The sequence below is a fragment of the Arthrobacter sp. NPDC058097 genome, from assembly GCF_042884885.1.
Lineage (GTDB): Bacteria > Actinomycetota > Actinomycetes > Actinomycetales > Micrococcaceae > Arthrobacter.
The window spans coordinates 204,606-227,391 of record NZ_JBHVSZ010000001.1; the positions used below are offsets into that span (position 1 = coordinate 204,606).

22 protein-coding genes are annotated in these 22,786 nt (G+C 67.2%); 3 read left to right on the forward strand and 19 right to left on the reverse strand.

From position 1 onward, the window contains the following. Positions 1-106: 106 nt before the first annotated feature. The 4 genes from ACFVTE_RS00955 to ACFVTE_RS00970 all read right to left on the reverse strand — a co-directional run bounded on the left by ACFVTE_RS00955 (position 107) and on the right by ACFVTE_RS00970 (position 3,591). Entirely contained in the window at positions 107-865 is a 759-nt protein-coding gene (locus ACFVTE_RS00955; protein ID WP_387095594.1) for a hypothetical protein, read from the reverse strand. Beyond that, the gene (locus ACFVTE_RS00960) at positions 862-1,410 is read right to left on the reverse strand and encodes an RNA polymerase sigma factor (RefSeq protein ID WP_387095597.1); all 549 of its coding nucleotides are present in this window, start codon (positions 1,408-1,410) and stop codon (positions 862-864) included. The genes ACFVTE_RS00955 and ACFVTE_RS00960 overlap by 4 nt, the downstream gene beginning before the upstream one ends. Before the next feature lie 101 nt (positions 1,411-1,511). Then, complete coding sequence (locus ACFVTE_RS00965; protein WP_387095600.1) at positions 1,512-2,051, reverse strand: hypothetical protein; 540 nt, start codon at positions 2,049-2,051, stop codon at positions 1,512-1,514. Positions 2,052-2,301: 250 nt separating this feature from the next. Continuing rightward, the gene (locus tag ACFVTE_RS00970) at positions 2,302-3,591 is read right to left on the reverse strand and encodes an adenylosuccinate synthase (RefSeq protein WP_387095603.1); all 1,290 of its coding nucleotides are present in this window, start codon (positions 3,589-3,591) and stop codon (positions 2,302-2,304) included. A 397-nt stretch (positions 3,592-3,988) separates the two neighbouring features. Here ACFVTE_RS00970 and ACFVTE_RS00975 point away from each other — a divergent pair, with 397 nt between their 5' ends. After that, positions 3,989-5,200, forward strand: coding sequence for a cobalamin-independent methionine synthase II family protein (locus ACFVTE_RS00975; RefSeq protein ID WP_387095606.1), 1,212 nt, complete (start codon positions 3,989-3,991; stop codon positions 5,198-5,200). Between the two features lie 219 nt (positions 5,201-5,419). Further along, positions 5,420-6,052: a uracil-DNA glycosylase gene (locus ACFVTE_RS00980; protein ID WP_387095609.1), complete on the forward strand. Its 633-nt coding sequence runs from the start codon at positions 5,420-5,422 to the stop codon at positions 6,050-6,052. Positions 6,053-6,120: 68 nt separating this feature from the next. Here ACFVTE_RS00980 and ACFVTE_RS00985 read toward each other — a convergent pair whose 3' ends face one another. The 3 genes from ACFVTE_RS00985 to ACFVTE_RS00995 form a co-directional block, all read right to left on the reverse strand. Further along, entirely contained in the window at positions 6,121-6,549 is a 429-nt protein-coding gene (locus tag ACFVTE_RS00985) for a DUF3151 domain-containing protein (protein ID WP_387095612.1), read from the reverse strand. A gap of 2 nt (positions 6,550-6,551) precedes the next feature. Next, entirely contained in the window at positions 6,552-7,571 is a 1,020-nt protein-coding gene (fbaA, locus tag ACFVTE_RS00990; protein ID WP_387095615.1) for a class II fructose-bisphosphate aldolase, read from the reverse strand. A gap of 204 nt (positions 7,572-7,775) precedes the next feature. Continuing rightward, the gene (locus ACFVTE_RS00995; RefSeq protein WP_387095618.1) at positions 7,776-8,462 is read right to left on the reverse strand and encodes a TrmH family RNA methyltransferase; all 687 of its coding nucleotides are present in this window, start codon (positions 8,460-8,462) and stop codon (positions 7,776-7,778) included. A gap of 52 nt (positions 8,463-8,514) precedes the next feature. Here ACFVTE_RS00995 and ACFVTE_RS01000 point away from each other — a divergent pair, with 52 nt between their 5' ends. Then, positions 8,515-9,351, forward strand: a complete 837-nt coding sequence (locus tag ACFVTE_RS01000) for an HAD-IIA family hydrolase (protein ID WP_387095621.1) — start codon at positions 8,515-8,517, stop codon at positions 9,349-9,351. Between the two features lie 29 nt (positions 9,352-9,380). On the opposite strand, the gene ACFVTE_RS01005 is transcribed toward ACFVTE_RS01000, so the two are convergent. The 12 genes from ACFVTE_RS01005 to ACFVTE_RS01060 form a co-directional block, all read right to left on the reverse strand. Next, positions 9,381-10,430, reverse strand: coding sequence for a thioesterase domain-containing protein (locus ACFVTE_RS01005; RefSeq protein WP_387095623.1), 1,050 nt, complete (start codon positions 10,428-10,430; stop codon positions 9,381-9,383). Positions 10,431-10,542: 112 nt separating this feature from the next. After that, entirely contained in the window at positions 10,543-11,106 is a 564-nt protein-coding gene (locus ACFVTE_RS01010; protein ID WP_387095626.1) for a hypothetical protein, read from the reverse strand. A 91-nt stretch (positions 11,107-11,197) separates the two neighbouring features. Further along, positions 11,198-11,956: a GAF and ANTAR domain-containing protein gene (locus ACFVTE_RS01015; protein ID WP_387095629.1), complete on the reverse strand. Its 759-nt coding sequence runs from the start codon at positions 11,954-11,956 to the stop codon at positions 11,198-11,200. A gap of 83 nt (positions 11,957-12,039) precedes the next feature. Beyond that, positions 12,040-12,621 carry an orotate phosphoribosyltransferase gene (gene pyrE / locus ACFVTE_RS01020; RefSeq protein ID WP_387095632.1) on the reverse strand — a complete coding sequence of 194 codons (582 nt, stop codon included), beginning with the start codon at positions 12,619-12,621 and terminating at the stop codon, positions 12,040-12,042. 10 nt (positions 12,622-12,631) lie between these two features. Beyond that, positions 12,632-13,894, reverse strand: coding sequence for an FAD-dependent oxidoreductase (locus tag ACFVTE_RS01025; RefSeq protein ID WP_387095635.1), 1,263 nt, complete (start codon positions 13,892-13,894; stop codon positions 12,632-12,634). A gap of 305 nt (positions 13,895-14,199) precedes the next feature. Further along, complete coding sequence (gene manD, locus ACFVTE_RS01030; RefSeq protein WP_387095637.1) at positions 14,200-15,429, reverse strand: D-mannonate dehydratase ManD; 1,230 nt, start codon at positions 15,427-15,429, stop codon at positions 14,200-14,202. A gap of 184 nt (positions 15,430-15,613) precedes the next feature. Continuing rightward, complete coding sequence (locus tag ACFVTE_RS01035) at positions 15,614-17,038, reverse strand: mannitol dehydrogenase family protein (protein ID WP_387095640.1); 1,425 nt, start codon at positions 17,036-17,038, stop codon at positions 15,614-15,616. Beyond that, a complete protein-coding gene (gene uxaC, locus ACFVTE_RS01040; protein ID WP_387095642.1) occupies positions 17,035-18,435 on the reverse strand; it encodes a glucuronate isomerase in 1,401 nt (466 codons plus the stop codon). The genes ACFVTE_RS01035 and uxaC overlap by 4 nt, the downstream gene beginning before the upstream one ends. A 169-nt stretch (positions 18,436-18,604) precedes the next feature. Next, positions 18,605-19,648, reverse strand: coding sequence for a LacI family DNA-binding transcriptional regulator (locus ACFVTE_RS01045; protein ID WP_387095645.1), 1,044 nt, complete (start codon positions 19,646-19,648; stop codon positions 18,605-18,607). A gap of 172 nt (positions 19,649-19,820) precedes the next feature. Beyond that, positions 19,821-20,732, reverse strand: a complete 912-nt coding sequence (locus ACFVTE_RS01050) for a sugar phosphate isomerase/epimerase family protein (RefSeq protein ID WP_387095648.1) — start codon at positions 20,730-20,732, stop codon at positions 19,821-19,823. Further along, the gene (locus tag ACFVTE_RS01055) at positions 20,729-21,925 is read right to left on the reverse strand and encodes a Gfo/Idh/MocA family protein (RefSeq protein ID WP_387097100.1); all 1,197 of its coding nucleotides are present in this window, start codon (positions 21,923-21,925) and stop codon (positions 20,729-20,731) included. Before ACFVTE_RS01055 ends, ACFVTE_RS01050 begins: the two co-directional genes overlap by 4 nt. A gap of 11 nt (positions 21,926-21,936) precedes the next feature. Then, on the reverse strand, positions 21,937-22,785 hold the full coding sequence (locus ACFVTE_RS01060) for a sugar phosphate isomerase/epimerase family protein (protein WP_387095651.1): 849 nt from the start codon (positions 22,783-22,785) through the stop codon (positions 21,937-21,939). Position 22,786 lies beyond the last annotated feature (1 nt).

Sequence of the window (22,786 nt, forward strand, 5' to 3'; positions counted from 1 at the left end):
GGGGCCTCTCCTGAGGAGTTTTTGTCCATATATCGCGAGCTAAAGGGCCGTTTGGGGCCATTATCTGGACAAAAACTCGGGCTGCCCACGGTGGGGTGCCGGTGACTTAGGGCGTGCCGGGGACGGGCTTGGCCGGAACCGTGGGCACACCGCCCGGGAGCGTGGGCACTGCCGGCAGCGGCTTGGCCGGAAGCTTGGGTGCGACGCCCGTTCCGGGGACCGTGGGCAGCTGGCTGGGCCGGCCCGGCGTCTGGGTCTTGGCGGCACCGTTGGAAGCCGCGGAACCGTGCGCGGCCGATGAGCTGGCGGACGCATTTGAGGAAGACGGACCCGTCTGGGCCGGCGCCGCGGATGACGACGGCGGTGCCGCCGTTTCCGTGACGGACGGCTTGGGTGCAGCAACAGTCGGGGCCGGAGCCGCCGGAATGTCGGCGGGCGATGTGGGCACCGGCGTCGGCGCCGTGGTCTCGCTGGTCGGCTGGAAGATCCGGACCACGGTATGGCCCACGCTGTTGCGGAAGTCCTCGCTGGAGGCAGCGACGGCGCCGGCCCCAAGTCCCATAGCACCAACAACTGCCGCGCCCACAACAAAGCCCATGCGCCGCTGGCGGTTGCGGCGATGCAGTTCCAGGCTGGCGACGTCCGGTGTCGAGGCCCGCCGCATCGGTGACGCGGGGACACCCGCAGCGGACGCCCCGTGGGCGAGCAGCGCAGCCAGGTCGGCCCGCGGCTGGGGCGCGGAATCCTGGGCAAACCCGCGCAGTTCTTCGAGGGACCTGCGGAGATCGGCGTCGTCTTCGAGTCCGGAATCCAGGAGGATCGCCTGGATCTCTCCTTCTTCGCGGCCTGCCGGCGTGACACTCATGATGCTGCGTGGTCCTTTTCCTTGACGAGTTCGCGCAGGGCGATGAGTCCGCGGCGCTGGAGCTGTTTGATGGCCCCGGGGGTTTTGTCCATGATGCCGGCCACCTGTTCAACCGAAAGGTCGGCGACGATCCGCAGGACCAGCACTTCCCGCTGGTCCTCGTTGAGCATGGCCAGTACCGAGGTCATGCCGCCCAGCGAGCCGAGGACCTCGTCCTCTGCGGAACTGGACAGCCGGTCATCCGTGAGCGGATCGAATTCGGTGAGCTGCGGCGTTCGCGCCGACCGGCGGCGGTAGTCCACGAGCCGGGCGTGCGCCACGGAGAAGATGAAGGTCCGGAGGCCGGAGTGGCCGCCCCGCACGCCGCTGAGCTTGGGCAGAACATCGACGAAGACATCCTGCGTGAGGGCTTCGGCGTCGTCCACGCCGCGGGCCCGGAAATAGCCCAGGACGGCGGGGGAAATGATGCTGTAAACGGCACTAAAGCCGGAAGGGTCGCCAGACAGGGCTGCTGACAATTCGTCGTCGGTCAGCTGAGCTGCCAAGGAACGGTCCTTCCGTTTACTGCAGGTGTGCGGCGGTTAAGCCTAACCGCCGCACACCTCACGCCCCTATTCGGGGAACGCCCTGTTTCGCGTGCTGTGGACTACTTGCCGGTGGGCAGGTCGGCAGCAGCCTCAGCCTTGACGTCAGCGTCTGCAGCGACGGACGGAGCGGCCGGCTTGGCTACGTGGTCAGCAACGTTCGGCACAGCCGGGGTGGCGGGAACGGCCGGGGTGGCCGGAACACCGGCGCCGCCGGGAACTGCGGGGGTGGCGGGGATTGCTGCGGTCACGTTGGCACCGGCGGCCTTGTCACCGGCGGCGACGTTGGCGTTGGCGGCGGCGTTGCCCTTGTCAGCTTCCAGTGCGGCGTCGGCGGCGTCTGCAGCTTCGCCGGCGGCCTTGGCCTTGGCGGACGGAGCGGCAGGAACCGTCGGGGTGGCCGGCGTGGCCGGAACGGCGGGTACTGCCGGCACCTCGGGGGTGGCGGGAACGGCCGGGGTGGCGGGCGTAGCGGGAGTCACCTCTGCGTGCTGCGAGCTGGAAACCTGGGCGGCGTTGGCCAGTCCGATGCCGGAGAAACCTCCAACAGCGACGATGGCGGCTGCGACAGCAATCTTGGTGGTCTTGCTAACACTCTTCATCAGAAAAAAGTCCTTTGGTTGATTGAAGGCCGGGACGTAGGCCGATGGGGGACAACCTCCGTCCCGGCGCTTACATATACGTAATCGCCAGGACAGCCCGGGAGGTTACGCGGTCCCGGAAACTTTTTTCAGCGGGGATGTTTAGGTGCCGGAAGCACGACGGCGGCGGGCCACCGTAAGGTGACCCGCCGCCGTCGTCGAGCTGCTTGCGTGAGTTGTTGTTGCCGGACTCTTCCGGCGTCAGTCGGTTTTAGTCAAGGATCAAATCGTTGACCACGATGGTCTGGTCGCGGTCCGGGCCGACACCGATCGCGGAGAAGCGCGTGCCGGACAGCTTCTCGAGGGCGAGCACGTAGTTGCGGGCGTTCTCGGGCAGGTCCGCCAGCGTGCGGGCGCCGGTGATGTCCTCGGTCCAGCCTTCGAAGTACTCGAAGATGGGCTTTGCGTGGTGGAATTCCGTCTGCGTCATGGGCATCTCATCGTGCCGGACGCCGTCGACGTCGTAGGCCACGCACACCGGGATCTGTTCGATGCCGGTGAGGACATCCAGCTTGGTGACGAAGTAGTCGGTGAAGCCGTTCACGCGGGAGGCGTGGCGGGCCAGGACGGCGTCGTACCAGCCGCAGCGGCGCGGGCGTCCGGTGTTGACGCCGAATTCGCCGCCGGTCTTCTGCAGGTACATGCCCATCTCGTCGAAGAGTTCCGTGGGGAACGGGCCTGCGCCGACGCGGGTGGTGTACGCCTTGATGATCCCGATGGACCGCGAGATGCGGGTGGGTCCGATGCCCGAGCCCACCGAGGCGCCGCCGGCGGTCGGGTTCGAGGAGGTGACGAACGGGTAGGTGCCGTGGTCGACGTCAAGGAACGTGGCCTGGCCGCCCTCCATGAGCACCACCTTGCCCTCGTCCAGGGCGGTGTTCAGCACGAGGGTGCTGTCAATGACCAGGGGGCGCAGGCGCTCGGCGAAGGAGAGGAAGTAGCTGACCACTTCTTCCACCTCGATGCTGCGGCGGTTGTAGATCTTGACCAGAAGCTCGTTCTTCTGGCGCAGCGAGCCTTCCACCTTTTGACGCAGGATGGACTCGTCGAAGACGTCCTGGACGCGGACGCCCAGGCGGGCAACCTTGTCCATGTAGGTGGGCCCGATGCCGCGGCCGGTGGTGCCGATGGCGCGGCTGCCGAGGAAGCGTTCGGTGACCTTGTCCAGCACCTGGTGGTACGGGGCGACGAGGTGGGCGTTGGCGGAGACACGCAGCTTCGAGGTGTCCGCGCCGCGGGCCTCGAGGCCGTCGATCTCCTGGAACAGCGCCTCGAGGTTGACGACGCAGCCGTTGCCGATAATGGGCACGGCGTTGGGGCTGAGGATGCCGGCCGGAAGGAGCTTGAGCTCATACTTCTCACCGCCTACGACGACGGTGTGCCCGGCGTTGTTGCCGCCGTTCGGCTTCACTACGTAGTCGACGCGGCCGCCAAGCAGGTCGGTGGCCTTACCTTTTCCTTCGTCGCCCCACTGGGCTCCGACGATCACGATTGCTGGCATGGGATCCTCCCCCATTCGTTCGGGCCGCCCAGGTTTCTCCACCGAAATGGAAAGCCTCTGCGGCGCCGTTCATGAGAATGCCCCGAATTCGTCGCCCAAACCCGCGGCGCTGACCGGGGAAGGGACGCAAGAGTTCCGGGGCTCTTACCACCCAAGTTTAGCGGATGGGTGACAAAAATATGGCTTTTGATCTTCGACGCTGCGACCGCCACCAGGCGACACATTCCGACTGCGATTTGCCACCCACTCTCGCCGCGGACTTAAGTGAGAGTGAACCAGCGGCCGAGAGACCTGGATCGCCGACGCCGCAGCAACCTTGGCACCTATTGGCAGCCCCCATCCGCCCTGCCGTCAGTGAAGGTGCTACCGCCAGGACCGATGGAAAGGAAACCCCGCCTTGTCGCCGAACACCGACCACATCCGCGTCACCCACGCCGGATCGCTGCCCCGCACCCCGGAGCTGATCGCCGCCAACGCAGCCAAGGAAGCCGACGGCATCACGCCGGAGTTCCTGGACCTGCTGGAGACCTCGGTGGTGGACATCGTCCGGCGCCAGAAGGACCTGGGCATCGACATCCCCAACGACGGCGAATACGGGCACACCATGTCCAACAGCGTGGACTACGGCGCCTGGTGGAACTACTCGTTCGCCCGCCTCGGCGGCCTCGAGCCCACCAACGTGGACCGCTGGGCCGACGCCGCGGTGCACCGTTCCACGCCGGGCAACATCGTCCTGATCTCGTTCCCGGACCGCCGGGACAGGCAAAAATTCAATGACGCGTACAACGATCCCTCCTCCGGGATCCTCGCCCACCGCAAGAGCGTGGCACAGCCCAAGATCGTCGGCCCGCTGACCTACACCGGGCAGGATCTCGTGGCGTCGGACGTCACCAACCTCAGGACCGGCCTGCATGCGGCCGGCCTCACCGAGGGATTCGTGGCTTCACTGTCCCCCGGTTCCTGTGCACGGGTAGCCAACGAGTACTACAAAACCGAAGAGGAACTCCTCTACGCCTGCGCCGACGCCATGCGCGAGGAATACAAGGCAATCATCGACGCCGGGCTGACCGTCCAGCTCGATGACCCGTCTCTGGCGGAGAGCTGGGACCAGATCAACCCGGAGCCCAGCCTCGAGGACTACCTCAACTTCATCCAGCTCAGGGTCGAGGCCACCAACTGGGCCCTCCGCGACCTGCCCGCCGAGCAGATCCGGCTGCACGTCTGCTGGGGATCCTGGCACGGCCCCCACACCACTGACATCCCGTTTGCCGACATCATCGGCTCCGTCCTGCAGATCAATGCCGGCGGCTACTCGTTCGAGGCAGGCAATGTCCGGCACGAGCACGAATGGCGTGTATGGGAAGACACCAAACTTCCTGAGGGCAAGGTCATCATTCCGGGCGTGGTCTCGCACGCCACCAACGTCGTGGAGCATCCGGAACTGGTGGCAGACCGGATCGAACGCTTCGCCAGGCTCGTCGGGCGCGAGAGCGTGATCGCCTCTACTGACTGCGGCCTCGGCGGGCGCGTCCACCCGCAGATCGCCGTCGCCAAACTCGAGGCTCTTGGAGAAGGCGCGCGCCTCGCCACCAAGCGGCTTTGGAAGTGATTTAGACCTCATTTGCTGCTGTGCAGGCCCATCCCGGCGCGACTCGGCCTCGGCGACGCGCGGGGGCGGGGCCTCATGGTTCGGACGCCTTGCTAAACTGGGGAGGACCGGTCAGGTACCGGTCCACCTCATTTCACACCACGCCGCGTTCGGCATGCCTGCGGCGTGCCGGCCCTGCGGCGCGGCGGAGCGACCCACCTGCAGGAGACACAGCACCATATGACCGCCCTGGCTACCGAATCCTTCCATGAACAGCTTCTGAGGCGCCGTTACGAGCCCAATGTTGCCGCTGTCAATGAGCTCTGCGATACGCTGCAGAGCGCCAAGCCGGGCACCCAGGTGCCGTACGTCGACCCCGCCCACGACGTCGAGGAATGCCGCATCATCAGCCTCTTCTCCAACATCGGCACGGCATCGCCCACCGGCTTCATCATGCCGGGTGACGACGATGCCGCCACCCGCATGCTGGGCCTCCAGTGGAAGCTGGGCCTGCGGCCGGAGTACATCATGCCGTGGAACGTGCACCCGTGGCACACGCCGGGCGAACCGAACGGCAAGTTCACCCCCGACCAGATCCAGGCCGGCCTGAAGCCGCTGCTGAAAGTCCTGGCCCTGGTGCCCCGCGCCTCGGTCATCGTGGCCCATGGCACCGAGGCCAACCGCCTCGCCGGCCTGCTGCTCAAGACCGAAGTTCCGCTGCTGTGGCGCCGCGGCCTGAAGACCTACAAGGTCCGTTCGCTGAGCGGCCGCTCCTTCGCCGGTACCCCCGAGCGGCAGCAGCAGTACCTCGACGAGATGCACGTTGCCTACGCCGACGCCATGGCCCGCACCGGCCTGCGGAAAGCCAGCTAGTCCCCAGACCGACGACGGCGGGCGGTCACCTTCCTTGGAGAAGGTGACCGCCCGCCGTCGTATTTAACTCAGTTGTGCTTGGCCTCTATGGCTGCCTTGGCTGCCGGGTCCGAGTCGTTGAGGAACTTCTCGATGCGCTCCGGCTCCTCTGCCTCGTTGATGGCGGCAGACGCGCGGCCCAGCGAGTAAAGCGCCCGCAGGAAGCCGCGGTTGGGTTCGTGCTCCCACGGGATGGGCCCCACGCCACGCCAGCCGTTGCGGCGAAGCGAGTCCAGGCCGCGGTGGTAGCCGACGCGTGCGTAGGCGTAGGAATCGATGGTGCGGCCTTCCGCCCATGCCTCCTCTGCCAGCACGGCCCACAACAGCGACGATGTGGGGTGCTTCTCCACGAGGTCCAGCGCCTCAGCGCCGAGCGCGAGGTGCTGGTACACCTCGGTCTCGGCAGGCAGGAGCGTGGGCTCGGGTCCCAGCAGGTTCTTGCGGAACTCGTCGGACATGGTTAGAAGGTCTTGCCTGCGGAACCGAGCTGCTGGGTTGCCTCGACAACGCGGGCGGCGAGGCCGGCTTCGGCGGAGGCGCCCCAGACGCGGGGGTCGTAGGTCTTCTTGTTGCCCACTTCGCCGTCGACCTTCAGCACGCCGTCGTAGTTGCGGAACATGTGGTCCGCCACCGGACGCGTGTAGGCGTACTGCGTGTCCGTGTCGATGTTCATCTTGATCACGCCATACGAGACGGCGTCCGCGATCTCCTGGTCCGAGGACCCCGAACCGCCGTGGAACACCAGGTCGAACGGGTTGTCCTTGCCGATCTTGGCACCCACCTGGGCCTGGATGTCCTTCAGGATCTCCGGACGCAGCTTCACCCCGCCCGGCTTGTACACCCCGTGCACGTTACCGAACGTCAGCGCCGTGATGTACCGGCCGTTCTCCCCGGCACCCAGGGCATCGATCGTGGCCAGCGCGTCCTCGACCGTGGTGTAGAGCTTCTCGTTGATCTCGTGCTCCACACCGTCCTCCTCGCCGCCGACCGTGCCGATCTCGACCTCAAGGATGATCTTCGCCGCAGCAGCCCGCTCCAGCAGTTCACGGGCGATCCGCAGGTTCTCCTGCAGCGTCTCGGCCGAACCGTCCCACATGTGCGAGTTGAACAGCGGGTTCCGGCCGGCCTTGACCTCGGCCTCGGACGCGGCCAGCAGCGGCAGCACGAAACTGTCCAGCTTGTCCTTGGGGCAGTGGTCCGTGTGCAGGGCGATGTTCACGTTGTAGTTCTTCGCCACCTCACGGGCGAACGCGGCGAAACCCAGCGACCCGGCAACCATGTCCTTCGTCGAGGCACCGGACCAGTACGCCGCACCGCCGGTGGAAACCTGCACGATGCCGTCAGACTCGGCCTCCGCGAAACCGCGCAAAGCCGCATTCAAGGTCTGCGAAGAGGTCACGTTGACCGCCGGGAACGCGTAGCCGCCCTTCTTGGCACGGTCGATCATGTCGGCATAAATCTCTGGGGTTGCAATGGGCATGCTGACTCCTAAATCGAATTTCGTCTGCGGGTTTCGTTGACCCTGGAGTGAACCTCGTCGGCTAGAAACCATCCTAGCCATTTCTTTGATCGGGCCGTGGTTCGCGTCACCCGAGCCGGTAACACTTGCGGCGGCTACCGAGATGGCACTTCACGGCAGTCCGCGCGGGAAACACTGGCGCGAAGTGCCATCTCGGCGCGGGAGTCAGACGCGCTGGCCGAACACGTGCCGGCGCACCCAGGCGTGCATGGCGATGGCCGCGGCCGAGCCCGCGTTGATGGAGCGGGTGGACCCGAACTGCTCGATGGACAGCGTGGCCTCCGCCGCCGCATGCACCTCCTGGGTCAGCCCCGGGCCTTCCTGCCCGAAGACCAGCACGCACTTCTGCGGGAGCTCGTACGTTTCCAGCGGCACGGAGTCGGGGAAGATGTCGATCCCGATGATGGCCAGCCCCTCCCCCTGGGCCCACGCCACGAAGTCCCCCACGGTGGGGTGGTGGCGGACGTGCTGGTAGCGGTCGGTGACCATCGCCCCGCGGCGGTTCCACCGGCGTCGTCCGATGATGTGGACCTCCTTGGCGAGGAACGCGTTGGCGGTGCGCACCACGGTGCCGATGTTGAGGTCGTGCTGCCAGTTTTCGATGGCGATGTGGAAGTCGTGCCGTTTGGAGTCCAGGTCCGCGACGATCGCCTCGTGCTTCCAGTACCGGTACTTGTCCACGACGTTGCGGCGGTCGCCGTCGGCCAGGAGGTCAGGATCCCAGTGGTCACCTTCCGGCCATTCACCCTCCCAGGGCCCGACGCCGACCTCCGGCTTCGGCTCCAGCGTCCCGTTCTGGTCTGGCTGGGATGGTTCTGGTTGGGGTTCGGGTGTCCCGGGCGTTTGCGTCACCCCTCAACACTAGACTGGGCTCCGAACGCAAACATCTTGGTGAAGGAATGACATGGCAGAAGCGGACAAGGTAAAGACATCGGCGGCCGTGTACCGCAGCGGCCAGGAGATTGAGTGCTGGCTCACCGACATGGACGGGGTCCTGGTGCATGAGAACCAGGCCGTCCCCGGGGCCCCGGAACTGATCCAGCGCTGGGTGGACACCTCAAAGCGCTTCCTGGTCCTGACCAACAACTCGATCTTCACGCCGCGGGACCTCGCCGCCCGGCTGCGGGCCTCCGGCCTGGAAATCCCGGAGGAGAACATCTGGACCTCGGCCCTGGCCACCGCCCAGTTCCTGAAGGACCAGGTTTCCGCCGGGGGGCCTGACAGTGGAAACCGCGCGTACACCATCGGTGAGGCGGGGCTGACGACGGCGCTCCACGAGGCCGGCTTCATCCTCACCGACCAGAACCCGGACTTCGTGGTGCTCGGCGAAACCCGCACGTACTCGTTCGAGGCGATCACCACGGCCATCCGCCTGATTCTCGCCGGTGCCCGCTTCATCGCCACCAACCCGGACGCCACCGGCCCCTCCAAGGAGGGTCCGTTGCCGGCCACGGGCGCCATCGCCGCACTGATCACCAAGGCCACCGGCCGGGAGCCCTATATTGTGGGCAAGCCGAACCCCATGATGTTCCGCTCGGCCATGAACCAGATCGACGCGCACTCGGAGACCACCGCGATGATCGGCGACCGCATGGACACCGACATCATCGCGGGCATGGAAGCCGGGCTGCACACCGTCCTGGTGCTCAGCGGCATCACGCAGCGCGACGAAATCGCCGCCTACCCGTTCCGCCCCAACCAGGTGCTGAACTCCGTGGCGGACCTCATGAACCAGATCTGACCGGGCCGGGCTGCCGGCCCGCGCCGTGATCAGAACGGGGTCATCTTCCCGCCGCCTCCGGGCAGCGGGAAGATCTGGTTCTCCAGGTCCTCGAGTATGGGCCGGTACACGAACGGGTTCCAGCCCGGGCTGGCGTGTGCCGGCAGCGCCCCGGTGGTCTGCCGGTCGGACGAGACCATGTTGGCGGCGAACGTGCGCGCCCACGAATCACGGGCGGTCTGGTAGTTGACGGTCTGGTCCCTCGGATTACCGACGTAGGCCATGCGGGTGTCGCCGATCCGGCCCGCGAAGCGTGTGGCGTCGAAGTGGTAGATGTAGGCGGATTCCGTCTGGATCAGCACGCTCGAGGGGGCAATCGGTGAGAGTTGCTCCAGCGTCTGGTCCAGGATCTGGCCCCAGGTGCGTTCATTCTTGTGGGCCACGCGCTCCCCGAGTTCGTAGCCCCCGCGCAGCACTGTCGGGACCCGGAAGCCGCTTTCGTAGAGGAACACCACGCCGTCAAACCAGCTTTGGTCCAGGACGTCGAACTTGCTGTAGGGGCTGCAGTCGAGCAGGATCAGCTCAACCTTGACGCCGTGCAGCTCCAGCAGCCGCGCGGCCACCTGCGTGGCCACCATGCCGCCGAAGCTGTGGCCGTAGAAGTAGAGCGTGGTGAGGTTGTGCGCCCGGACGTGCTCAATCACCGCGATGACCAGCTGGTCGATGTCCAGGCCCAGGTTCGAATACCCTGCCGCCGCGAGCTGGCCGCGCAGCCGAAGGCTTCCCCGGAGCGAGTTGAGGATCCACTGGGCCTCTTCCCAGCTGGTCTTGTACCCGGGGAACAGGATCCAGCTGGCGTGCGGGAAGTAGCTCTGCGCGAAGTCGTCCTCGACCGCGAGGATCTTATGGACCTGACGTTCCTCCTGCACCTGCTTCGTGAAGAGCATGTCCGCAGCGAGGATGGTGGAGGCGCCGGCGCCGGTGAGGAAGGTCCGGCGCGAGAAGCGCTTCAGGTCGGCGGCGCGCCGAAGAAGCCGGGCGGCGTCCGCGCCCGGCGCCTTCTGCCGGCCCGTCTGGCCGGCGGCCCCTTCATATGGCACTGGACTACCCTAGGCACAGTCCGGCCGGGCAACACAAGTCTCGGCTCGGATGCCCGGCACGGCTCACGGCCCGGCAGGCCGTTGATCGGAACGTCGGGGTCTGGCCGCCTGGTCAGCTGCTTGAGGCGTGTTTCTCGGCCGGGTCGGCCGGTTCCCTGCGAGCGATCTCCTCGCCGATTGCCTCGTACCGGGCCAGCAGTTCGTGTCCGGAATGCCCGGCCGGATCGTCCAGCAGCCCGAAGACCGCGTCGCTCGCGGCCAGCAGCTCGTCCGGTGAATAGTCGGACAGCAGGCGGAGCCCGGCTTCCTCCAGTGCCTGGGACAGCTCTGACGGGTTTGTCAGCGCCGTGAAGTCGGGCCGCGATTCCGCCACGGCGTGGTCGCGGGCGGACATGACCTCAAGGAACACCCCTGGTGCGCCTGCCGCGGTGACCTGCCCGGTGCCGGCGTCGAGGGCGTTGAGGTCGAAGCGAAGTCCGGCGAGGGCGGATGACTCGACGAAAGCAGCGTGGGAAAGATCCACAGTGATGGGCGAAGAGATGCCCATCCGGCGGACGCGCTGGATTTGGTGCATCAGATCCGGGCGGGACGCCACGGTGAGGCTCCCGCGGACGTCAATGCGGGCGGTGCCGGCGGCGTCGTCGATCTTAATGAGGGGATTAAGCTGGTTGTCCATAGGTACTCCAAACGGGGTGTCTATGGCCGACGGCTCAACCTCGGCCAGCCTATCCCGGCTAGTCCCGCCGCACAACCGGCCGGCGGCCGGGCTACCCGGCCTGGACCTTCCCGGGCTCCTCGAAGTGGGTGCTGGCCTCGGCCCCTCCCACCGAATTCACCAGCGACGCAGCGATGTCGCGAAGCTTCACGTTGCTGTGGCTCGAGGCATCGGTGAGGATGCGCACCGCCGTCGCCTGGCTGCACCGGTTCTGCGCCATAACGATGCCGACGGCGATGTCGATGACGGTCCGTGATTCCAACGTGGCGCGGAGGTTCGTGGCGCTGTCAGTGTGCAGCGAAAACCTGACCGCCAGGCGCAGCGCCTGGGAGATCTCCCGGGTGTATCCGCGGGCGCGGGCTGCGGCAACCTCGTTGAACTTGTGGGGCACGTCGGAGTAGAGGTTGAGAGCGGCCTTCGCGTCCCCCTGCAGGTTGAAGGGCAGCGACAGCACCGAACGCAGCCCGTGCGAAGCGACCGCATTAGCGTAGTCAGGGCCCCAGCGGTCTTCTTCGAAGAGGTCCGGAACGTGGACTTCCCGTTCTTCCTCCGCAGCCGTCAGGCACGGCCCCTGGGACAGCGAATACTGGATTTCATCCACCTCGCGGGCGGAGTCGCTGCTCCAGCCGATCGTCGCCGCCTTGCGGTCCCTCAGCAGCGTGATACCGCAGAGGGCGTCGTCGCCGTCGCCTGCCACCTGGTGCGCCGAGTACCGCGCCAGCTCGTTGAGGAAGTCTTCAAAATCGGCGCTCTCCAGAATGAGGTTCTGGATCTGCTCAACACTGCTCAGGGCTTGATCCGACGGGCGCATGACGGGTACTCCAAGTGAAGGGACTTTTCCGGGGTACGGAAATACTAAGCCACCCGATGTGCGCCGTCCACCAGGGCGGCCGGTCAGCTCAGCCCGAGCTCGTCCTTGCTGAAGGCGTACAGGTACGGCACACCGGCTTCGGCTTCGATCTTTTCCTTGGCGCCCGTGTCGCGGTCGACGATGACGGCAACGGCCACGACGTTGCCGCCGGCGTTGCGGACACCCTCGACGGCGGTCAGGGCCGAGCCGCCGGTCGTGGAGGTGTCCTCGAGCACCAGGACCTTCCGGCCCTCAACCGAGGGGCCTTCCACCTGCCGGCCCATGCCGTAGGACTTCTGGGCCTTGCGGACAACGAAGGCGTCGATGGCCCGGCCGGCATCCGTGGCAGCGTGCATGACGGCGGTGCCCACCGGGTCTGCCCCCATCGTGAGGCCGCCGGCGCACTCAAAGTCGATGCCGGCGTCGTCAATCAGGGACAGCATGACCTGGCCGACGAGCTTGGAGGCCTCGTGGTGCAGGGTGACGCGGCGCAGGTCGATGTAGTAGTCGGCCTCGGCACCGCTGGACAGAATGACCTTGCCGCGGACAACCGCGAGTTCCTTGATCAGTTCCAGAAGTCGGGCACGGGCAGCGGTGGTGGAAAGCGAGTCCGGGGTGGCAGTCATGGGCTCCAGTTTAGTCGGTGCCGGATGCCTTTCCGGGCCCCGCGTCCACCCGCCGGGCAAAGGCGGGCGCATGCTCGGGCAGGGGTCCGTGCGCGATCATCCGGGGCAGCAGTCCCATCAGGACGGGAACGTGCTGGGCGAGGTACATCACCGCCGCCGGGGGACCCGACCTCTTGCCGGTAAAGAGCGGGACAAAAACGCCCCGGTGCATGAGTCGCTGGACGGACTGGATAATCACGGTTGGCACTTGCCGCCGCCGCTGCACCGCGGCCAGATCCTTCTCGGTGACCTTGCCGCGCAGCAGCGCGGGGGCGAGCCGGGCGGCAGTGGCCACGGCGTCCTGGATGGCCAGGTTGATGCCCACGCCGCCGGCCGGGGACATCGCATGCGCGGCGTCGCCGATGCAGAGCAGCCCGTCGACGTACCAGCGCTGCAGGCGGTCCAGCCGGACGTCCAGCCAGTGGAGGTCGTCCAGGGACCGGATGGCATCGACTCGGTCGGCGAGGTCCGGGCGCAGCGCGGCGATCCGCTTCCGGAACCGTTCCACTCCCTCGCTTTTGATGCGGTCTCCGGAACCTTTCGGGGCGAAATAGCCCATTTGGTAGTACGTGTCCCGGAACAGGGCGATGACGGCGTCGCGGTCGCCGAAGGCCGGAACAATTCCGGCGATCTCCCCCCGTTCGGATTCCGCCCGGGGCAGCTTGAACCACCAGGTGTCGAACGGCACCGGGTATTCCTTCGATTTCAGGCCGGCAGCCTGGCGCAGCACCGAGTGCCGGCCGTCCGTGGCCACCACGAGGTCTGCGCGGAGCGCACCTTCGGTGCCGTCCTTGGTGACGTACCGGATCCCGGTGACCCGGCCGCCGTCGTACATCAGGGACGTTGCTTTGTGCTCCATCAGGAGCGTGAACGTGGGCTCCTGCTCGGCGGCGCGGGCGAGAAAGTTCAGGAAGTCCCACTGGGGCATCATGGCGATGTAGTTGTACGGCGGCCGGAGCGCGGCGAAATTCCCCAGCGTGACGAGGCCGCCGCCCGGCGTCGGGAAGGCGACGTTCTGCAGCCGGCTTTGCGGCAGCCCGCGGAATTCGGCGCCGAGCCCGAGCTCGTCGATGAGGCGGATGGTGGAGGCATGGACGGTGTCGCCGCGGAAGTCGCGGAGGAAGTCGCCGTGTTTTTCGAGGACGGTGACCTCGACGCCGGCCCGCGCCAGCAAGAGGCCCAGCATCATGCCGGCCGGCCCGCCGCCCACCACCGCGCACCCCGTACTCTCCATGAGGCATACGGTACGCCTCCCCGCCCGCGGCAGCACAGAGCGCGTACGGACACTTACGCCCCGGACCTTTGGCGACAGGGTGGCTAGCTCGCTGCGCGGCAGCCCAGGCGGTCGAGGCCGGCCATCGCCTGTTCGACGACGGCGCCCACCGGTGCGGCGATGTCCACCACCACGCAGCCAACCGCCTCGCCGTTCACTCGCGATTCACACGCGCGTCCTCACATGCTCCCGACAGCGCGAACGTACAGTTGTGGCCCCCGGGAAGCGCTTCCTGGGGGCCACAAGTGTACGTTCGCGCTAACCCGTCACCAGTCGTGGACCGTTCCGTCGACGAGGCGGTTGTAGGGCAGGTAGGCCTGCTGGTACGGGTAGGCGGCCGCGGCTTCCTCGTTGAATTCGACGCCGATGCCGGGCTTGTCGCCCGGGTGCAGGTAGCCGTCGGTAAAGGTCATGGACTGTTCGAACACCTCGTTGGTCTTGTCCGAGTGCTGCATGTATTCCTGGATGCCGTAGTTGTGGATGGCCAGGCCCACGTGCAGCTGAGCGGCGAACCCGACCGGGGAGATGTCGGTAGGGCCGTGGAAGCCGGACTTGATCTGGTACTGCGCGGCGAAGTCCATGACCTTCTTCAACGGGCTGATCCCGCCGAAGTGCGTGGACGCTGCCCGGACGTAGTCAATCAGCTGTTCCTTAATGATGGTCTGGTAGTCGTACACGGTGTTGAAAATTTCACCGATCGCCAGCGGGGTCGTGGTGTGCTGGCGGACCAGGCGCAGAGCTTCCTGGTTCTCGGCCGGGGTGCAGTCCTCGAGCCAGAACAGGTCATACGGCTCCAGGGCCTTGCCGAGCTTCGCGGCCTGGATCGGCGTCATCCGGTGGTGCCCGTCGTGCAGCAGCGGCAGTTCCGGGCCGAACTCGTTCCGGACCGCCTCGAAAACGGTGGGCAGGTGGCGCAGGTAGGCCCGGGTGTCCCAGTCCTCCTCCACCGGGAACGCACCGCGGCCGGCGGGTTCGTAGTCGTAGCGCTCCCCCGACGCCTGCGCCTGCGCGGCCACCCCGTACACGGCCTTGATGCCGGGCACCGCAGTCTGGATCCGCACCGACTTGTACCCGAGTTCCAGGTGCTCGTGGACCGAATCGAACAGGGACGGAATATCCGAACCGGACGCGTGACCGTAGGCCCGCAGCCCGTTCCTGGACGCCCCGCCCAGCAGCTGGTACACGGGCATGCCGGCCAACTTGCCCTTGATGTCCCACAGCGCCATGTCCACCGCGGCGATCGCCGCCATGGTCACCGGGCCGCGGCGCCAGTACGAGGACCGGTACAGGAACTGCCAGGTGTCCTCGATCCGGTGCGGGTCCTTCCCGATCAGCAGCTGCGCCACGTGCTCCTTCAGGTACGCGGCGACCGCGAGCTCGCGCCCGTTCAGCGTGGCGTCACCGATGCCGGTCACGCCGTCCTCGGTGGTGATCCGCAGCGTCACGAAGTTACGGGACGGGCTGGTCACGAAGACTTCCGCGGCAATGATTTTCACAACAGGTCCTTTCGGAGGGGCTGGGGGTCAGGGGTCAGTTGGGCGCTGCTCAGTTGGCGGCCGCTTAGTTGGAAGTTCCGACGGCGGCAAGGGACGTTTTGGCGGCATCGCCGCTTTCTTGCCAGGAGTTGTCAAAAAAAATATCGCGGGAGCCCGTGCGGCGCCGCAATACTGGCTGCCGTTCTCACTGGTCCACGAACGAGCCCTGGAGGCCGGCGACGAGCTCGACAATGCCGGCCTCAGCCGGGAGGTCGGGATCGAGCAGCCCAAGCAGGGTTTCAAGCCGTTCACGCCCTTCGAGCGTGTTGGACAGGCGAATGGATTCGGCGAGGGAGTCGGTGATCTCCTCGGACGTGGCAACGAAATCCGTCCAGGCCGCGATCATCCGCGCTGCGGCGGCGCCGGTGCGGCCCGCGGCCCTTTCGGCGCGCAGCACAGGCACGGCCCGCAGCCGCAGCTTGGTGCTCCCATCCACGGCGATCTGCGCAAGGTTGTGCGCTATGCGGGCATTGCCGAAGCGTGCCAGAAGTGCGGCGCGGTAGTCCACTATCCTCAGGTCAGCGCCGCTCAAATGGGCTTCTGCCTCATCCCAGAACGCCTCAACGGCCTCCCTGCACCGAGGGTCGGCCAGCGCCTGCGCAACCGTCGTGTGGCCGCGCACTTGGCCGGCGTAGGCCAGGAGCGAATGGGCTCCGTTGAGGAGCCAGAGCTTGCGGTTTTCGAACGGTTCAATGTCATCCACGAAGGTGGCTCCGGAGTCTTCCCAGCGGGGCCGACCGGCAGGGAAGGCCCCGCTGAGCACCCAGTCGCGGAAGGGCTCGGTGACCACAGGTGACTCGTCGCGGTAGCCGCAGGCGGACGCGACGGCGTCAAGGTCGGCGCCGGTGGTCCGGGGCGTGATCCGGTCCACCGACGTGCTCACGAAGCTGATGTTGGCCTGGATCCAGGCAGCCAGTCCAGCGTCGAAGGCCTCCGCCATGCCTAGGACCGCCTGCCGGGCGAGTGTTCCGTTGTGGGCAAGATTGTCGCAACAGACCACCGCGAGGGGCCCGGCGCCGGATCCGCGGCGGGCCGCGAGGGCGCGTACCAGCCGGCCGAGCGGCGTCGCCGGAGCATGTCCCGCTGCGGAACCGGCAGCGAGCAGCCGGAGGTCTTCCGCGATCGCCGGGGCGGCGGAATCCAGCCGGCCGTCCGGTCCGAGCCCGTAGCCGGCTTCAGTGACGGTCAGGGTAACGACGGCGGTTTCCCGTGCCGCGATCAGCTCGGCCAGCCGGCCGACGTCGGCCCCGTCCGCTGCCTCGACGATGCTGGTGATCACCTCGAAGTGGTCACCGCCGTCGGCACGCACGACCAGCGTGTACAGGCCCTCCTGCCGCGACAAAGCCTCGGCCGCATCCGGTCGTCTGCCGGTGAATGAGGCGATCCCCCATTCGGAGGAGTCGCCCGCGTGCTGGGTGTACCAGGCCTGGTGGGAGCGGTGGAAGGCGCCCAGTCCGAGGTGCACGATGCGGATCGGGGCCCTGGCCGCAGGCCTGATGGAACGGGAGAGCCGCGGGAGTTCCGGGTTCTGCGTGTCCTTGGACGGACCGGCGTACGCTTGGGCACTCACAGCTTGAAGACCCGCCGCGGCGACCCGTCAACGACGTCGACGATCAGTTCATGGGCGCGCGCTTCGCTGATGCGGTGCTCGGCAACGAGGCGGGCCAGGAAGGAAGCTTCTATCCGGCGGGAGGCGTCATGCCGGGCCGGGATGGAGCAGAACGCCCGCGTGTCGTCAATGAACCCGGAGGACCGGGAGAAGCCGGCGGTTTCAGTGACCGCCGAACGGAACCGGAGCATGGCGTCGGGGGCGTCCAGGAACCACCATGGTGCGCCGAGGTAGACCGCCGGGTAGAAGCCTGCCAGCGGCGCGAGCTCGCGGGAGAACACGGTCTCGTCGAGGGTAAACAGCACCAGGTGGAAGTCCTTGGCCGTGCCGAAGTCCTGCAGTAGGGGGCGGATCGCCTCCGTGTAGTTGGTGGCGACGGGAATGTCGTGGCCGGTATCGGCGCCGAAGGCGTTGAAGGTGGGCTCGTGGTGGTTGCGGAAGGATCCGGGGTGGATGGTCATGACAAGGCCGTCCGCCACCGACATCCGCGCCATCTGGTAGATCATGTGGGCTTCGAACGCGTCACGGTCCGCCGCGGCGGCCTGGCCGGAGCGGGCGAGGTCGAACAGCCGTGCCGCCTCGGGCGGATCAAGCTTGAGCGTTGCCGGGGTCCTGACGCCATGGTCCGCGGACACGGCACCGTGCTCCACGAAGTAGCGGCGCCTGTTCTCGAGGGCCGTGATGTAGCCGGCATAGCCCTCCGCGCCGTCACCGGCCTCGCCGATCAGGCGCTCGACGTTGCTGGCCCAGGCGGGGTGGGCGATGTTGAGGTACGCGTCGGGGCGAAATGTGGGGAGCACGCGGCCGTGGAAGGTGGGATCGACGGCGATGGCCCTGTGGCTTGCCAGTGAATCAAGGGGATCATCCGTGGTGGCGAGCACCTCGATGTTGAAGTCCTTGAACAGTTCCCGGGGGCGGAAACCTGGCTCGGCAAGCCGGGCGGCGATGGCGTCATAGCTGGCGTCGGCGGTGTCAGCACTCAGCTCGGCATCCACACCGAAAACGCTGACCAGCTGGGTCCGAAGCCAGTATCCGGAGGCTGTTCCCTCGAAGAGCGGCCAGGCCCGGCAGAACTCCCGCCAAACATCGCGCGGCCCCGTGGCGCCGCCCGCCAGCAACTGGTCGAACGGCACGCCGGAGGCATGGATCAGGCGGGTGACGTAATGGTCCGGGCTCACCAGGAGCGCTGCGGGATCCGGGAAGGGAGTGTTCTGCTCGATGACGGCGGCGTCAACGTGCCCGTGCGGGGAGAGGATGGGGAGGTCCTGGACGCGGCCCAGCAGCGAGCGCGCGATGTTGCGCGTTCCTGGATCGGCGGGCAGGAGCCTGTCTGGGTTGACGGCGATCGACTGTGACATGGATCAATGATCGGCATTCCGGCAACTTCTTGTCAACCGGTTGCCAAAACTTGCCGTCGTATTGCCAGAAGCAGTGCCAGGGGCTTTCGTTCCCAACTGGACAGCAGCAGGCGTCTCTCTGGAGCCCCATAACGACGCCTGCTGCTACCTGGTTGGGCAGGGTGGGGGCTCAGCCGGCGGCGGAGGCCAGGAGGCGCCCGCTTGAGCCGCGCGCCACGAGGGTAGTCCGCAGCTCCTGCAGCCGTGCCGACGGCGCGGGTTTGCCGGTTTCCGTTGCCGTGCCCGGCAGCGCGGCCAGTAGCAGTTCCAGCGCGGCGGCGCCGCATTCGCGCAGCGGCGAGGCGATGGTGGAAAGCTGTGGGGTGGTGAAGTCCGAGCCGAAGATGTTGTCGAATCCGATGACGCTGAACTCGTCCGGCACCTTGACGGACGCTGCCTGGAGTTCCTGCATGAGGCCGATGGCCAGCAGGTCGTTGTAGCACAGGGCCGAGGTTGCCCCGGAGCCCATCACGTCGCGGGCGGCGCGGCGGCCGCCGTCGAGCGTTGGCGAAGTCGCCGGCTGCAGGACGGAGTCCAGCCGGGACCATTCGCAGGCTGCCCGAAAACTCTCCCAGCGACGCGCGGCCATCCACGATTGCTTCGGCCCGCCAATGAAGGCCAGCTTGCGGTGGCCGTTCGCGGCGAGGTGCCGGACTGCCTCGCCGATGCCGGGGTCGACGTCCGGCACGACGGATCCGATGCCTTCGATGCTGCGGTTGATGACCACCACGGGCTTGCCTTCGGCGAGTTCGCGGATCCGGGAGTCGGGCATGCGCGGGCTGGCCAGGATGACGCCGTCCGTCGCGGGGAGCATCCGCTGCGCGACGGTGAGTTCGGTGTCCGCGGATTCGGCCGACTCCGCGAGGACCATGGTGAAGCCGCTCAGGGAGGCCGAGGCCTCGGCTCCGCGGATGATGTCGAAGTAGATGGGGTTGGTGATGTCCGAGACGATGAGGCCAAACGTGTTGGTCCGGCCGGTGGGAAGCGCCCGGGCGAAGGGATTCACGCTGTAGTTCAACTCCGCGGCGGCATCCTCGACAAGTTTCTGGGTCTTGGCGCTGACGCGGCCGGGCTTGGCCAGGGCCCGGGAAACCGTTGACGGATTGACGCCGGCCAGCTTGGCGATGTCATAGATGGTGGCCTTGCTGCCGGCCGTTCTGGAAATCTTCGCCATGGTGTGGGGCCCGTTCCGTGCTGCGGTGCTGTCTGACGTGCCGATCCTACGTCAAGGCAGCCGGTTGCCGGGTTCAGCCGGGCGCACACGGAATTTCCCGGGCACGCACACGCTTCCTCCGGCAACCGACTGGTGCGCTGCACAGTCTCGCTGCACAGTTCTGTTGAGCGGGCTACTTGGCGGCGGCTCCCGTGCCGACCGGAATTCCGGCCAGCTCGGCGGCCCGGCGCAGGTAGCGCAGGTTGCCGGTTGTGCGGTCGGCCAGCGGGACGTCGGTGGAGAAATCCTCGACGGTGACCCAGCCGTCGTAGCCTGCCTCTGCCAGGGCCCGGAAGTAGCCCAGGACGCTGCCCTGTCCCTCCGCCAGGGGGGCCCACTCGCTCTGCCACACGGCGCTGCCTGCCTCGTCACGCCCGGAACCGCGGACCCAGCGGGCATTTTTCACGTGGACGTGGGCAAGGTAGGGCCCCAGGAGCTGCAGGGCCGGAAGCGGGGACTCCCAGCCCTCAATGACCAGGTTGCCAAGGTCGTGGATGACGCCCGCGTGCTGCGGGTCCAGTCCCTCAAGCAACCGTCGTGCGGAGGACGCCGAGGCTGTGACGGTGCCGTGGTGGAGTTCCACGAGGGCCTTCACGCCGTGGTGTGCCGCCCGCGATGCCACCCATTCATAGTGTTCCCGCGTGGCGGCAAACAGCTCCGGGTACGCCAGTCCGCTGGCTTCCTGTCCACCCATGGTCGAATTCCCCAGCGGCAGGACATTGACCCGGACCTGCCCCGCGCCCAGGGCGGCCGTGGCGGCAAGCATGCGTTCGACGTCGTCGTGGTTGTCGCAGCGGGCGTAGCCGCCGAGCCCCGAGCATTCCAGGCCGGCTTCCGCGGTGATCCGTGCGATCTCCGGAAGGAGGTCTTCCAGCCCGGTCATCGGCCAGGTTGCGCGGTTTCCCGTCCAGAAGCCGGGCTCGGCGGCGTCCTGCTGGTCCGTGACCCGCCATTCGACGCCGTCCCAGCCCTGCGCGGACAACTGCGCGGCGGCCTCGGCGGGAGACCATTCCGGGGTGGAGGCGGTGAACACCGAGAATTTCATGCCGGGACCTCCTCGAGGTGGCCGCCGCCGGTCCGGACCGCGGTGTCGTTGTACTTTCCGTCGAGGACGTCGGCTATCCGCACGGACTGCCCGAGCGTTGACGAAAGGTACACGGCCCGCACGGTGGCCAGCGCCGTGACGGCGTCCCGGATGGTGACCCCTGCGGGACGTTCCTGCCGGATGGCCTCCACGATGTCGCGGTACTGCCTGACGTGGCCCGCCGGGTACACGGTCGGGTCCAGGGCCTCCACCGGCTCCTCCGGATACTTGGCCAGTTCGTCGGCCGCCTGGTTGCCGCCGCCGAGCAGTCCCATGCTGCTTTCCGCATTGTCCGCGGCGTCCGCGGCGTGGAAGTACTCGAGGTGGTCGTTGTCGATCACGGCGGACCCCTTGCTGCCCATCACCTGCAGCCGGACGGTCAGGCCCGGGTAGGCGGCCGTGGTGGCGTGCAGCACGGCGAGTGCCCCCGATTCAAAGGTCACTGTTGCCACGGCGGTGTCCTCGACCTCAAGGCCGTCATGCGCCAGGAGCGCGGTCTTGGCGCTGACCTCAACGGGCCGGCCGAGGAACCACAGGAGCAGGTCAACGGTGTGGACGCCCTGGTTCATGACGGCCCCGCCTCCGTCCATGGCCCAGGTGCCGCGCCAGGCGCCGGAGTCGTAATAGCCCTGGCTCCGCCACCAGCTTACGGAGGCGATGGCGGAGGTGAGCCGTCCGAACCGGCCGCCCCGCCGGGCCTCGTCGACGGCCCTGCTTGCGGGATCGAAACGGTGCTGGCTGATCACGCTCGCCACCAGCCCCTTGGCTTCCGCGTCCGCTGCCGCGGCCAGGATTTCGTTCGCACGGTCCAGGTTGACGTCCAGCGGTTTCTCTATCACTACGTGTTTGCCGGCCTCGAGGACTTCCAGCGCCTGCTCGATGTGGAGTCCGCTCGGCGTGGCGATGATGACCAGGTCCACCGCCGGACCCGCAAGCGCTTCGGCCAGCGTGCGGAACGTCGCAGGAAGCGGCGTACCGTCCTGCTCGACCCAGGCTGCCAGGGCTTCAGCTGCTTCGGCGACTTCATCGATGAGTGCTGTAACCAGCAGTTCCGGCAGCTCCCGCACGGCCGCAGCGTGCGTACGGCCGATGACGCCGCAGCCGGCGATCGCCACGCGAAGCTGCGTGGGGGGAACTTGGGTGTCCGTGTTCATGTCTTCCTTGCTCACTTGGTTCCAACTCCTGCTTCGTTCAGTACCTTGGCGAAGGCCCGGGCCGCGATGCCGAAGGCAGTCGGCCCGGAGAATCCGCCCAGGCCGTGGGCACCTGCGAGGTGCGGTTCAAGGCTGGCGAAGCCGGTGAAGCCGTCGGCCTTAAGCGCCTCGACCGTGCGCAGCAGGTCGCCGTCACCCTCCCCCGCGGGCACCACGGCGGCATCCGCGAAGCGCGCGTCCTTGACCTGAAGGTACTCAAGGTGCGGTCGCAGCTTCGCGTATGCCTCGTCGAAGGGCTTGACACCCACCTGGACGAAGTTGGCTGCGTCCCAGGCCACTTTGAGTGCCGGCGACGCGACCGTTTCTATGATGTCCAGGACCCGTTCCGGGACATCGCCGAAGATGTCCTTCTCGTTCTCGTGCAGCAGGACCACGCCCTTCTCCTCGGCGACGGCGGCCAGGGCCCGCATCCGCTCCATGACATCGTCCCGGATGCTTTCGACGGCCACGTCCCCGCCATAGTAGAAGGAGAAGATGCGGATGTAGCGGGCCCCCAGGACGCGGGCCGCGGTGGCCGCGCGCCGGAGCCGCTCCACCTCGTGTTCCACCGGCAATGACACGTCAACCTTGCCGATCGGGGACGCGATGGCCGAGACCTTCATGCCCGCCGCGTCGAGCAGCGATTTAAGGCGGTCCAGCTGGTCGCCGTCGAGATCCACGATGTTGGTGCCCCACGCGCTGCGGACTTCAATATGGTTGGCCCCCAGGGCCTGCAGCACCGCGATCTGGATCACGGGGTCCTCGTCGATCTCGTCTCCGAAGCCTGAAAGCGTCCACTCAACAGTTTTCGATCCGGTCATG

Excerpts from the sequence above, each read along its gene's own strand:
- ACFVTE_RS00955 (WP_387095594.1), bottom strand. The coding sequence starts at position 865 with ATGAGTGTCACGCCGGCAGGCCGCGAAGAAGGAGAGATCCAGGCGATC.
- ACFVTE_RS00965 (WP_387095600.1), bottom strand. The coding sequence starts at position 2,051 with ATGAAGAGTGTTAGCAAGACCACCAAGATTGCTGTCGCAGCCGCCATC.
- ACFVTE_RS00970 (WP_387095603.1), bottom strand. The coding sequence starts at position 3,591 with ATGCCAGCAATCGTGATCGTCGGAGCCCAGTGGGGCGACGAAGGAAAA.
- ACFVTE_RS00980 (WP_387095609.1), top strand. The coding sequence starts at position 5,420 with ATGACCGCCCTGGCTACCGAATCCTTCCATGAACAGCTTCTGAGGCGC.
- ACFVTE_RS00985 (WP_387095612.1), bottom strand. The coding sequence starts at position 6,549 with ATGTCCGACGAGTTCCGCAAGAACCTGCTGGGACCCGAGCCCACGCTC.
- fbaA (WP_387095615.1), bottom strand. The coding sequence starts at position 7,571 with ATGCCCATTGCAACCCCAGAGATTTATGCCGACATGATCGACCGTGCC.
- ACFVTE_RS01000 (WP_387095621.1), top strand. The coding sequence starts at position 8,515 with ATGGCAGAAGCGGACAAGGTAAAGACATCGGCGGCCGTGTACCGCAGC.
- ACFVTE_RS01010 (WP_387095626.1), bottom strand. The coding sequence starts at position 11,106 with ATGGACAACCAGCTTAATCCCCTCATTAAGATCGACGACGCCGCCGGC.
- ACFVTE_RS01015 (WP_387095629.1), bottom strand. The coding sequence starts at position 11,956 with ATGCGCCCGTCGGATCAAGCCCTGAGCAGTGTTGAGCAGATCCAGAAC.
- pyrE (WP_387095632.1), bottom strand. The coding sequence starts at position 12,621 with ATGACTGCCACCCCGGACTCGCTTTCCACCACCGCTGCCCGTGCCCGA.
- ACFVTE_RS01025 (WP_387095635.1), bottom strand. The coding sequence starts at position 13,894 with ATGGAGAGTACGGGGTGCGCGGTGGTGGGCGGCGGGCCGGCCGGCATG.
- uxaC (WP_387095642.1), bottom strand. The coding sequence starts at position 18,435 with ATGTCACAGTCGATCGCCGTCAACCCAGACAGGCTCCTGCCCGCCGAT.
- ACFVTE_RS01045 (WP_387095645.1), bottom strand. The coding sequence starts at position 19,648 with ATGGCGAAGATTTCCAGAACGGCCGGCAGCAAGGCCACCATCTATGAC.
- ACFVTE_RS01050 (WP_387095648.1), bottom strand. The coding sequence starts at position 20,732 with ATGAAATTCTCGGTGTTCACCGCCTCCACCCCGGAATGGTCTCCCGCC.
- ACFVTE_RS01055 (WP_387097100.1), bottom strand. The coding sequence starts at position 21,925 with ATGAACACGGACACCCAAGTTCCCCCCACGCAGCTTCGCGTGGCGATC.
- ACFVTE_RS01060 (WP_387095651.1), bottom strand. The coding sequence starts at position 22,785 with ATGACCGGATCGAAAACTGTTGAGTGGACGCTTTCAGGCTTCGGAGAC.